We start from the raw sequence: 12690 nt of genomic DNA on the forward strand, positions 1-12690 counted from the left end.
GAATCAAAAATCTGACATGATTAAAGAAAAACCTACCTCCATCTTGCAAAGGTAGGTTTTTCTTTTTTTAGCTGTATACTCTATACAAAGATAGTTAACATAATACCTCTTACAGGAACCAAAAAGCCCTTTAAATAAACAAAAATATTTTCTTCTAATGTAAAAATGTATAGTTTTTATTTGTTAACCAAATGAAGAGTAGTGGTTGAATGAAAAAGGAAAATAACTATATATAAGAGAATGTATGTCAGTGGAAAGAAAATAGATTTATGACATTTTCAACAAGGCATCTTTACATAATTTTGATTTTTCCTATGAATAGATTGGAAATTTTTTATAAAGGGGATGGAAATCATGTTTCACGCGAAGGATGTTTTAGCCGATCAACTGTTAGCAAATGCTAATGACCCTAGCTGGTACCAGCCATTTTCAGCTTCAATTGAAAACTTGTCAGAAGAAGAGGCTTTATGGAAGCCTAACAAGGATAGTCATAGTATAGCTGAGATTGTGCAACATCTACTTTACTGGAATGAAACATGGCAAATTAGATATCAAAAGTCTCATGTCAATGCAGTACCTTCTATAGAAAATAATAATAAAAGCTTTATAATTGCCGAAAATCAACCATTTGATCATTTAAAAAATCGACTATTAGAAGTCCTGTTACAATGGCAAGAGTTATTAACTGAGGAAAAAGTCGAAAGAGATGTAAATGGTTTTTCTGAACATGTAAAGTGGTGGGAGGTACTTGGAAATTTAACTACTCATAACGCATATCACATTGGTCAAATCATTTATATTCGGAAACTACAAAAAAGTTGGAAAGAAAATGGTGGGGAGGAGGATTAATCGAATTCGATAATTGATGTCTCTGAATGAAATGGAGCATAAAGTTCTCCTTTCTTATGTAGAACATATTATTTAGCAAGGGCTCGAAATGTTAATAAATCAACGATGTATAAATGTTGATTTTAGGCGAGCCCTTATGCATCAATGGCTCGTTTGCTTGCTTAGGTTCCTAGAAAATCCATTATGTTATGTTTACATAATGTGAAATATCAGTAGTAAATAAAAAAGAGAGCCCTAAAATAAATAAGGATCTCTTTTTATTTGTAGTCATTTTTGTATCCTTCTAAAAAATAGAATTTATTCTCTCTTTAATTTGTTTTAGCATTTCCTTCAGCACTGACTCCTCAAGATGTTCAGAGACATTTCCAAACAATAAATGATCTATAGGTTCAATTCCTGTAAACTCAAATATCCCAACATCTGATGTAATTTTTAACCCAGCTGTCATTCCAATTTTGTCATACATCTCTTTTGGAGCACCGTGAGTATTAATTATCAAACCTTTCTTATCTTTGAGTAACTGAATAATTCCTTCCTCACCATAAGCATACGCATAGCCATAAGAAAATACACGATCTACATAGCCTTTGATAATGGCAGGAAGACCAGCCCACCAAATTGGATATATAAATGTTATTACATCTGATTGAGTAATGAATTCTTGTTCCGTTTTAATATCATCTGGGATATGGCCAGATTTCATAGCATCCGTATCTTCAGGTTTCAGTACAGGTTGAAAATCTAATGCATACAAGTCTCTCACAACAACCTCATGACCATTGTTCTCTAAGGCTTGAACAATGGTTTCCATTATAGAATAATTAAAACTTTCTGGATGTGGATGGGCATATACAACAAGGTGTTTCATTCATATTCCTCCATTTATATTGGATTTCTTACACCAGAACCAACATTACTGTTCTTTTGAAATATTATTCTTTCTTTTTCTTCTTACTATGAGAATAATAGCAACGACAAAGGCAATTGCACTATATATCCAGGTAAACATAAAGGCAAGACCCAATCCAATATTAGCGTCCATATAGTGGCTGTTCATATGGTCTATAGCTAAATAGAGAAGTGGGAAGCCTCCAATAATAAGTAAGGGTATCAAGAAAATACTCCTTTTTGTTTTTCCGGTTGTTAGTAAAATGATCAGAAAAGATAGCAAAAGAAACATTTCCGAAGCTATCGTCAAAATTAACAGCCTGTTCATATTAAATTTTCTCCTTTATGTAATTGTTTGAAATTTTGGAGTTGCTTGTAATATATTCAATAATGTCTATCATATGAAAATTTTCATTACGTTTCCATATGGAACCCAACATCCGTATATCAATTTTCATAGGGAGCTGATTTCGGACTATTTACTTGTTTCTTACTTTTTTTCTTCCGATTGGTCAATATAGCGACTCCAACTCTAGGATGGAAAAGATGTAAAGGAGGGCGTAGTAAATTCATCACTCTAACTAATCTAAGGTAAATCTCAGGATCAGAAGCCGAAAGCTGGTAAACTTTCTTACTATACCATTGTTTAATCGGCTGTATGAAAGGTTTCTCCCCATTAATATCGGGATGACGAAATGCCTCTGTAATTGCCATATCCCATGGAGTTGCAATAAGAGTAGAAAATCTCTTGTGAAGTGTTTTGGTAAACCTTTTATTAGGATATGCAAAATTCCTAAAATAGCGTTGTAACTCTAAGGCTTCCATAGCAGCAACAGATATTCCCTGTCCAAATACCGGATCAAAACGACAGTGAGCGTCTCCAACCACTAAGAAACCTTCTGGAACATTGGCAAGGTCAAAGCGTCGACGTACTTGATAAGGAATTGCATGTATTTTTATTTCTGAAATTGGTTCTACTTGTTCTAGGAAATGAAGTACATCAGGTACAGGTAACTTTTGTGCATAAGAGAAAAACTCCTCAGTTGTTCTTGGTGCATTTTCGTTAGCATAACCACTAAAGGTGATAGAAAAACGATTCCCTTCAATCCTTTGAATATATGCACCATAAGGGTTATCAGGGAAACTAGGAGAGATTAGAAGATTACACCAGTCAGGTCGGTCTTGATTCTTCAGACGAAAGAATCTGGTCGCGTAAAAAAGCTTAATCCCAACCTTCTCTTCCTTAACTTCTATACCATATGATTTTAGCCACTCTACACTCTTTGAACCAAACCCACTAGCATCAATAATAACATTTGCAAGAATTTCTTTTTCGCTTCCTGTCTTAAGGGAGCGAGCTCGTACCCCGGATATTTTATTACATTGATGATCTAATAGTAGTTGCTCGACCTTTGTTTCATACTCGGTTGTAATATTAGGAATTTGTTCAATACGATGTTGCAAATGCCACTCTAACATAGGGCGGCTTTGTTGAATCATCTCTAATTCTCCTAAAAATCGTTTTTTCCAGGAACCAAAATGGTGCCACTTTAAATCTTTTGTAAAGTTATTTATAACGCTGCCATCCTCGATTAATTGATTAAAGAAGTGAGGGAACAACTTCTCAATTGCTTGTTCTCCTCCTTTTAATAAAACATGTGGATGATAACTTTGAGGCAATCTCTTTCTAGGGGCTTTCTCCTCGCACTTTTCCCCAGCTTCTAGAACAATTACTTGCCGAAAAGTATGTGATAGGGCTTTAGCAGCTAGTTTCCCAGCAATGCTTCCTCCGATAACTATTGCTTTCTCCAATATGATTCTCCCCTCAATCTAAATTAGCATAAAATACCATATGGAATTTAGTTTATTATACTTCATAAGTATTAACATAACTCCTAAGCCCATATTCAAAATTCTCTCACCTCCTGGAATATAATAACATATACTTTTGTTTCTAGTTACCATAATCACAATTATCAGCACCAAAAAGGAATCTTCGTTCAAAAAATTTTTTCGCTGCTAATTCAAGTCTTTGTTCTATCATATAGGTTTCGATTAGTAATATACTGTTTTTATATCTATAAAAGAAGGGGAGAGTAACAATGGGAAAACAGATACATATTATCCATGGATACGGGGCTTCACCATCTAGTCATTGGTTCCCATGGTTAAAAGGAAAATTAATAGCAGACGATCATCAAGTTTCGGTTCTTCACATGCCAAATTCGTCTGACCCAAAGAAAGAAGACTGGTTGGAAACATTGGCTAACAAAATAAAGAATTTAGATACCAATACTTATTTTGTAGCACATAGCTTAGGATCTATTACACTATTGAACTATCTAGAACAATTAGATCCGTTACCAGAGTTTGGAGGATTTATTCTTGTTTCGGGCTTTTCTGAACGACTATCATCTTTACCTTCACTGGATCCTTTTACAGTTAAAGAAGTGAATTATCAAAAAATAATTTCTGCAGCTAATTCACGTGCTGTTATTGCTGCAAAAGATGACTATATTGTTCCTTGTGAATTAAGCCAAAATTTATCCAAACAATTGGATGCATCTTTTTATCCTGTTGAAAAGGGTGGTCATTTTCTAGAAGATGATGGTTTCATTACTTTCCAATTGGTTTATGATATTTTAAATAATATGATGAAAACCGTATAAATAATGAGGGAGCAGGATAATATCATGGATAAAAACAGAATAAAGATACTCGCTATTTCAGGCAGTTTGCGTAAAAAATCTTCTAATACAAATGTTTTGTACGCTATTTCTAATCTAAGACCTGAAAATACTGATTTCCAATTTTACCAAGTATTGGAACACCTTCCTCATTTCAATCCTGAAATAGATACTGATATTCCTCCTGATCCTGTTAAGGACTTACGTAACCAGCTGAAATTAGCTGATGGTGTAATAATATGTACACCGGAATATGCTAGGGGAGTCCCAGGATCCTTAAAAAATGCTCTTGATTGGATTGTATCTTCGGGAGAATTTGTGAATAAACCAGTAGCTGTTATTAGTGCTTCTTCACGTAGTTCAGGTGGGGATAAAGCTCACGAATCCATTATGCTTACATTAGAGATGATTGAAGCGAAAATTCCAAAAGAAAGCACTTTACGAATTGGTACTGTAGGGACCAAAATCAATAATAAAATCGAAATTTTAGATCCTACAACGAGTGAACAGTTAAAATCGGTATTGAATTCTCTCATTTCGTCTATCAAGTTTAACTAGAGGTAATATTCCTCACTATTCTAATAGATATGAAACTCCTTTGTGGATAGAGACAAAGGAGTTTCATATCTATTAAGTGTAATTTATTAGAAGTAAATTTACATAATCAAAATTATCGGAAACAACATGGTAAAATGCTCTATTTCTTCTATGATAAGGAGCTTTTTATTTGTGAATCTATACTTTTACAAATAGGGAAAAGTATACGTAATTTTGAACGATCCATTTCTAATCTATAACTAATTACATTTAAGTTCAAAAGCATTTTGGGTAGAAAAAAAAGGGAAATATTATTTAATAATTTTTTTGAAATAGGGCTATGAGAAATTATCTTTTTTTACTATAATCTATTTGTATGATGTTACGATGCTAATTTCCCACTTGCTCCATGTAATACAATTCAGTTTTTACTTTTTATTTTTATGATTACATGTAAGTCAAGTTAAATATAGACTGAAGGAGCGTAAACAACCCTTGCTATTCGCAATTATTTATGAATTTTTATCCTCCCTACTAATAAAGCCTGAACCAAAAATTAAAAAACGCGTTAGTTAGTTTAACAATTCATATAGGAAAGATAAAGCCCATCCACTTAGGTCGATGGGCTTTTTTATCTATTTCATGCTATGTTATCCCCATCATCCTCTTCTTCTCTTTCTTCTAGTATGGCATAGAAACACTTTTATTCACTTTCACATAAAAATCCGATGTATGGTTAAAATATCCAAAGATAAGAAGGTACTGAAACTATGTCTATATCCTTTGAAAATCAAAACATAATAAAGAATTGTCACCATGATACTACAAATCAATGTACGGATTATACAGTAGAACATATTCAGGATTCACCATGAACGAATCTTAACATCATTAAACAGGAAACCGTTCAGACTACATCGTTCGTTAAGTGAAGGTGGGGAGAAGTTCCGATGTTAAAGGGTTCATTTTTTATGCTTTCAAACAAAGACCGCGAAGAAGGTGACAACAATGAAGCGTAAAGGGACTTTTCTTTTACTGCTGGTGACGATGATGGTCTTGCTCTCCAGTTGTTGGAGTAAAAAGGAGTTAACTGACCTGGCCATTGTATCAGCAATGGGTGTCGACAAAACTAAAGGAGGGAAATATCATCTAACGTTCCAAATTATTAATCCAGGGAATGTGGCAGGAGGTATGCAAGGAGGTGGTGGTGCACAAAGTCCACCTATTACAATCTATTCAGCTTCGGGAGACAATCTAGTCGAAGCAAGTAGACGAGCCTCCAGCAGTATTTCGCGGAGATTGTATTATGCTCATACAAATTTGATGGTGGTTGGTGAAGAACTGGCCAAAGAAGAAGGACTTAATACATTAATTGATGCGTTTGATCGAGATCCGGAATTTCGGAATACTTCCTCTCTTGTGATTGCGAACCATTCGACCGCAGCTGATCTTGTGAAAACGTTAACACCAGTTGATAAGATCCCTGCCAATAAAGTACTAAAAACTTTAGAATTTACGGAAAGAAAATGGGGAGAGAATGTAAAAATATCACTCCAAGAGGTGATGAAAAGCCTTGAGTCTCCTGGAAGAGGAGCCGTCGTATCAGGATTTCGCCTAGTTGGGAATGCCCAGCAAGCACAAAAACTGGATAACCTTCAAGAGAGTTCACCTGCAGCCACGCTTCAAGCTTCCGGAATTGCTGTCTTAAAACAAGGAAAGTTAGTGGATTGGCTGTATGGAAAACCAGCCAGAGGGACAGTATGGATTCTCGACAAAATCCAAGGAACGGATATTAATATTAATTGGGGAGGGAAAAGAGAATCGATTGCCTATCAAACTGTACGCCAAAAAACAAGTGTGTCTGCCCAAGTGAAGAATGGTCACCCTCATATTTCTGTTCATACGCGTGTTGAAGGAGATCTTAGTGAAATAGAGGTACCTGTTGATATCACTAATCCAAAGGTCATTACAAAAATCGAACAATCGCTGAGGAAAGAAATTAAAAAAGAGCTGAAGACAGCTATTGAACGTGCGCAAAAAAACAAAACGGATATCTTGGGGTTTGGCGAAGTGGTTCACCGTACTAGGCCAAATCAATTTAAGAAATTAAAAAAGGAATGGAACGATGTGTACTTTCCAAAGTTAGATGTAGATATTACAGTGGAAGCCTATATACGTCGCGCTGGCTTACGAAACAAGTCATTTCTTTCAGGGATAAAAGAGAATCAAAAGTGATAAAAGGGACGTTCCTGTATATTGAGCGTTCTTTTTTATCTATTTATTCACTCATACCAAGGAAGATTTCTATATAGAAAAAATAGATAATAAATTATTAAGACAAGAGATGGGAGTATAACTTGAGCAACTAGGTTATCTAGTCTGCTTTCTATAAAATGGGAGATAATGATGATAAGAATTTCTAATTATGGTGCTGTAGGGTGGGGCATTGAGAGAGTATAATTAATTATTTAACTAAGTTCGATAGGTAGTTTTTTTACTTTACCTGCCTTATGGTTTTAAAGGAGTATACGTTTATGTATATAGGGAATAACCATTTTGTGATTATTGGTTGGAATGAACGAGTCAAGAATCTTCTTTCTTGTTTTGGCGAGTCTTTATCTCTAACTAAGATTGTTTTGATTGATAGCACACTAGAGGAAACTCACTTGTTACCTGACCATCTTTATTTTATTAAGGGAGATCCCCAAGATCCCGAAACATTAGTAAAAGCGAATATTCAACATGCCGAAAAAGTACTTATAACAGCCGATCCAGACCAGACAGAGGAACATGCTGATATAAATTCAATTTTATCTCTTATTGCTTGTAAGGGAGTGAAGCCTTCTATTTACAGTGTTGTTGAAATTCTAACTTCTAAACAGATTGTAAATGCAAGGCATGCAGGTGCTGATCAAATCATTCACAGAAGTTTACCAATCAGTAATCTTATGCAGGATAAATTATTCAGTAAAGAAATGCTTAATTAAGATGATGTAATGTCGGTTATTCTAAATGTGATCTGTTTTTCTTAACACAAGATGAATGATCGAATTAAACCCCTTTTCATACATATGAAAAGGGGTTTGCTTTTTTATTTCTTAAATTTATAAGGCAATGTTGTCACAATGACATTTTTTCGATAAAGAAGGTGTGCCCTTAGTAATAAACTTGATTGGTTATGCAATGCGTTATGCCAGCTTTTTCTTGTGATAAATTGCGGAATTAACACGGTGACAGCCATATGACTATCATCAGCTCGCTCTTCTACACGATCAATAAAGCGTAAAAGAGGTCCAACTAAACTTCGATATTGTGAGTAGAATGTAACTAAGCGTATATCAGGATATCGTTCGTTCCATATCTCTTCCATTCTCTTTTCACTTTCACGGTCAAATGCCACATGGACCGCAATAACTGTGTCTCCAATGATTTTCGCATAGTTAATGGAATTCTCGACAGCCCTTGTTAAGCCTGCAACCGGTATAATGACTACATTTCCCTCTAATGCTAATGCTTCTTTATCTCCTGGCATAATACGAAGTTGCTTTCCTACCTCTTCATAATGGTTCTTAATACGGTGGAATACATAGACGATAAGAGGTAAGAAGATTAAAACAGCCCATACTTGTGAGAATTTTGTTGTAAAGAAAATAATCAGTACCGTGAAACTAATAAAAGCTCCAATAAAATTGGTCACTAATTTTCCCTGCCAGCCAGCTGGCTTTTCTTTTAACCATTTAACAATCATCCCCGTTTGAGATAATGTAAATGGAATAAATACGCCAACAGCATATAAAGGAATTAACCGTTCTGTATTACCGTGAAACGCTATGATAAGCAAGATAGAGGCAATTCCAAGGGTCACAATCTCATTTGAATAGCCCAAACGATCACCACGTATCGTAAACATACGCGGGATATACTTATCTACAGCTAAGTTAACAGCCAGTAAAGGAAAGGCTGAAAAGCCTGTATTGGCAGCTAATACTAAAATTAAAGCTGTTGTACCCTGAACAAAATAATAGAAACCATTTCGTCCCAACACTTGGGAAGCAAGCTGTGAAACAACCGTCTCCTCTGCTTTAGGTACAATTCCAAACCAATAAGCCAAGAACATGACACCTGAAAACAAAATAGCTAAAATAACGCCCATTGCAACAAGCGTACGTACCGCATTTCTTGCAGCTGGTTGTCTAAAGTTGGTTACAGCATTTGAAATAGCTTCTACGCCTGTAAGGGCTGAACATCCTGATGAAAAAGCTCGTAGTAGTAAAAATAAGCTAATTCCTGGCACTGCAGTTCCAATAGCCGGATGAACATCAGGAGACACCTGACCAGTGGCTACTTTCCATATGCCTACGCCTATTAAAAGAACCAATGCAAGAACAAATAAATAGACAGGGTATGCTAAAGCCGAAGCTGATTCTGTTACACCTCTTAGGTTCAAAACCATAATAAAAATAACCAATGAGCAAGCGATAATAACCTTGTAATCATGAAGAACAGGAAAAGCCGACGTTAATGCATCTGTTCCAGATGAAATACTTACAGATACGGTTAAAATATAGTCTACTAACAGAGACCCACCAGCAATAAGCCCTGCATTCTCTCCAAGGTTATGTTTAGATACAACATAAGCGCCGCCACCTTCTGGATAGGCATAAATAATTTGTCGGTAAGAAAGGATAAGTGCCGTTAAAAGGATAAGTACCCCAATACCGATAGGTATGGAATACCAAAATGCAATCATTCCAATAGTAGCAAGTACGATTAAGACCTGCTCTGGACCATATGCCACGGATGAAAGTGCATCGGATGAAAGAATAGCTAAGGCTTTGACCTTATTTAGCTTTTGTTCACCTAGCTCCTTTGATTTAAGTGGCCTCCCAATTAATAAACGTTTTATGGATGAATAACTCATCTAAACTCCTCCTGGACCCTTTGCCATTATTTATATTAGTTTACTCTCATCATTCCCCATCTCAGAAAAAAAACACAAAAAAGAACACTAAGGTTCTGCTTAGTGTTCTTTCCAGGACAAATAAAAGCAAACCTTCTCTCCAAACGCTTATGAGGTTAGCTGTCGGATTCGGGCTTTAAGAGTAGCCCTACCTTCTTACAGAAGGATTCACCCCAAGTGCAAGTGCACACAAAAATGGGTCCCCCACTCCTTAGTGGATTAAGCGATAAAAGGTATGAAAATAGCAAGATCATATATGTATGGTAGGTACTATACGCCTGAATTTTACATTTGTAAAGAGCCGTTTCAATTAAAACTAATTTTCATATAATTCGTTTTTCTCTTTTATGTAGATAAATAAATTTTGATATCTTGAGCAAACTATTCAAGACGCCGTGAGACTTCAGTCCTTTGGTTAAATAATGTAGCAGAAAAACCTACCCTATCACACACCAGGGTAGGTTTTTCTGCTTTTCAGCTGCATATCATATACACCTCTAGTTTATATAATCAGCATTATCGGAAATTATAACTTACAAAAAAGTAGTTAGAATAATAACCAACTACTTTTTGTAGGATGTTTTAATTTTCTATGTTATTTACTTTAAAATTTCTTGATTATCCCAATTTTTCAAAGCCCATACTACCTCATCATTTTCATTGAGCGTGACTTCATCTAAACCTAACTCTATAAAATTCCTGTTTACAAAAACAGCCCAATGTATATTTTTCTTTGGAATTGAATGGATACCATTTATAGATATAATATTCCCTTGGGATTCTTCTATGTTAAAGGCCCTTTTTGTTACTTCGTATAATGTCTCACCTTCTTGAAATGAAACTTCTTTTGAAGCAATCGTCTCGTTTTTATCATTTACAATTCTGAAAGTACTCGTCATCTCTAATGCGTGCGTAGGGGAATAAATAACAAAAAGGAATATTGGTAAAAATATCAGTATCTTTTTAATAAGCATTTTTGTATCTCCTTTTGACGTATTTACCATATTATGAGCACTTTAGTGAAAATTATAATTTTTAAATATAGTTCAGTGTTTAATACGCAACAGAAAAATTTCCTGGTGTTAGGGAGTTTGTTCTGCTTTTTTAATAAATATCATATATGAACTTAGTTACCATAATGGATTTTATCGGCAACCAAAAAAAAAATAGCAGCTTAATTCAAGTTACTATTTGTTATACATATTTTCCCTTTATTTGAACATTCTACTTAAGAAGGGCTAAAATATTCACTCTAATATATAAAGGTGGATTCATATAAATGAAGGGTAAAATTTATAAACATAAAGCTTTTCTTGCAATTTTCGGTATTTATGCTATTCCCTTTGCTATTATCTTTTTGACCGATTGTTTAGTTCGGATAAATAATAGAAAGTAATTTATACTCTTGCTGGATAATAAATAGTATTTTGAGCAAACTACCCAAGACGATGCAAAGCGTCAATTACAAACCTTATATGTATTCACACAGAAAAACTACCTCCACCCACATAAGGTAGTTTTTTCTCTTTTTAAGGTGTATATCGTATACAAAGTTAGTTACCATAATGGATTTTCTAGGAATCTTTATAATAAAAAGGACATGGAAGAGAATACTATGTAAAACGTTAAAGGTGGCTTAAAGCTAATATGTATCAAAAAATAAATAATAAGTTGAGCTTTATATTAATTATGGGTTTTGTATCTATGTTAGCAACATTTGCTCAAACTCTTTGGTTACGAAACACTTTAGAGGATTTAGAGAAACGAATAACTAAGAGGTACAACAACTACAATTAAAAATACATACTATGCTTTCGTCTTGAGCAAACTACTCACTATGGATGTATCATCAAAAATAATGGTGCACGACAGAAAAACTCCCTACGGAAATAGGGAGTTTTTCTGTTTTTAAGCTGTATACGATATACAAAGGTAGTTAACATAATCACCATTCTAGGAAATAAAACGGAAAAAGACTTCAAATAAGTATAAAACCTTTATATTTATAAAGAAAAGCTTAATTCTTTAGAATATGATGCTTTACTAAACTTCGATAATAGCCATAAATAATAAAATACGCTATTAAATAACTGATAAAGGTTCCTATAATATTCCATCCATTAAAATATTCTACTTTTCCTAAGACTAAACCCATGCCTTCAAAACCTGTAGTAAAGAGAGTAAAACAAAGTAAAAGGATAATCGTATTAATCTTCTTTTTTATCTTAAAATAAATTAAAAAAGAAGATAAGACAGGATAGAAACCAATATTTAAAGGGAGTGCTGATAAACTTAGATCTCTAAAAGTCGGTTTGAATTGCCAAAAGTAATTACTTCCCCAATCATTTAGTATAAAAGCTACTGTCATTCCTATTGGTGCAATTAAAAGAACGATTATAGGTTCTTTCTTGTATAATATGAAACCAAAAACCCAAGGTACAATAAATCCCATAATAATATTTACTAATATTTTCTCTCTTCTCCTCTCACTAAGATTACCTTTTAACAGGATTGTCCAAAACTTAAGAAAATAGTATGGACTAGTATTATATAACTTGCCCAACATGAATATTTTCTTATATAGTGAGCAAACTACCCAAGACGCCGTGAGGTATCATAGAATGATCCTTCAATCCTTACGAGGACAGAAAAGGCTACTGATCCCTGTTCAGTAGCTTTTTCTCTTTTTAAGCTGTATAAGATATACATCCCTAGTTAACATAATGTCTCTTTCCGGAACACACCACCAAAAAGAACCCTTATTGGGAA

11 protein-coding genes and 1 riboswitch are annotated in these 12690 nt (G+C 34.4%); of the genes, 5 read left to right on the plus strand and 6 right to left on the minus strand.

Translation table 11 applies throughout. From position 1 onward, the window contains the following. Positions 1–354: 354 nt before the first annotated feature. Positions 355–849 (plus strand): DinB family protein, encoded by a 495-nt coding sequence (locus tag POF52_RS30370; protein ID WP_098315516.1) that lies wholly within the window; start codon positions 355–357, stop codon positions 847–849. Positions 850–1132: 283 nt separating this feature from the next. On the opposite strand, the gene POF52_RS30375 is transcribed toward POF52_RS30370, so the two are convergent. From POF52_RS30375 to POF52_RS30385, 3 genes are all read right to left on the minus strand, one after another. Then, complete coding sequence (locus POF52_RS30375; protein WP_271997921.1) at positions 1133–1717, minus strand: NAD(P)H-dependent oxidoreductase; 585 nt, start codon at positions 1715–1717, stop codon at positions 1133–1135. 45 nt (positions 1718–1762) lie between these two features. Next, complete coding sequence (locus POF52_RS30380; RefSeq protein WP_271997923.1) at positions 1763–2065, minus strand: hypothetical protein; 303 nt, start codon at positions 2063–2065, stop codon at positions 1763–1765. 119 nt (positions 2066–2184) lie between these two features. Further along, a complete protein-coding gene (locus tag POF52_RS30385; protein ID WP_271997945.1) occupies positions 2185–3552 on the minus strand; it encodes an NAD(P)/FAD-dependent oxidoreductase in 1368 nt (455 codons plus the stop codon). A 287-nt stretch (positions 3553–3839) separates the two neighbouring features. Between POF52_RS30385 and POF52_RS30390 the strand changes: the two genes are divergently transcribed. The 4 genes from POF52_RS30390 (at position 3840) to POF52_RS30405 (ending at position 7948) form a co-directional block, all read left to right on the plus strand. Further along, positions 3840–4406: an RBBP9/YdeN family alpha/beta hydrolase gene (locus tag POF52_RS30390; RefSeq protein ID WP_271997925.1), complete on the plus strand. Its 567-nt coding sequence runs from the start codon at positions 3840–3842 to the stop codon at positions 4404–4406. A gap of 24 nt (positions 4407–4430) precedes the next feature. Beyond that, entirely contained in the window at positions 4431–4982 is a 552-nt protein-coding gene (locus tag POF52_RS30395) for an NADPH-dependent FMN reductase (RefSeq protein ID WP_271997928.1), read from the plus strand. 987 nt (positions 4983–5969) lie between these two features. Further along, complete coding sequence (locus POF52_RS30400) at positions 5970–7196, plus strand: Ger(x)C family spore germination protein (RefSeq protein WP_271997931.1); 1227 nt, start codon at positions 5970–5972, stop codon at positions 7194–7196. A gap of 299 nt (positions 7197–7495) precedes the next feature. Continuing rightward, positions 7496–7948, plus strand: a complete 453-nt coding sequence (locus tag POF52_RS30405) for an NAD-binding protein (RefSeq protein WP_271997935.1) — start codon at positions 7496–7498, stop codon at positions 7946–7948. Between the two features lie 104 nt (positions 7949–8052). On the opposite strand, the gene POF52_RS30410 is transcribed toward POF52_RS30405, so the two are convergent. From POF52_RS30410 to POF52_RS30420, 3 genes are all read right to left on the minus strand, one after another. Beyond that, entirely contained in the window at positions 8053–9882 is a 1830-nt protein-coding gene (locus tag POF52_RS30410) for an APC family permease (protein ID WP_271997938.1), read from the minus strand. A gap of 130 nt (positions 9883–10012) precedes the next feature. Continuing rightward, a riboswitch (cyclic di-AMP (ydaO/yuaA leader) is annotated at positions 10013–10157 on the minus strand. A gap of 363 nt (positions 10158–10520) precedes the next feature. After that, positions 10521–10895, minus strand: a complete 375-nt coding sequence (locus tag POF52_RS30415) for a DUF4430 domain-containing protein (protein WP_271997941.1) — start codon at positions 10893–10895, stop codon at positions 10521–10523. A gap of 1043 nt (positions 10896–11938) precedes the next feature. Beyond that, on the minus strand, positions 11939–12487 hold the full coding sequence (locus POF52_RS30420) for a hypothetical protein (protein WP_271997942.1): 549 nt from the start codon (positions 12485–12487) through the stop codon (positions 11939–11941). Between the last annotated feature and the right edge of the window lie 203 nt (positions 12488–12690).

The organism is Priestia sp. AB (genome assembly GCF_028369225.1).
Taxonomy (GTDB): Bacteria; Bacillota; Bacilli; order Bacillales; family Bacillaceae_H; genus Priestia; species Priestia megaterium.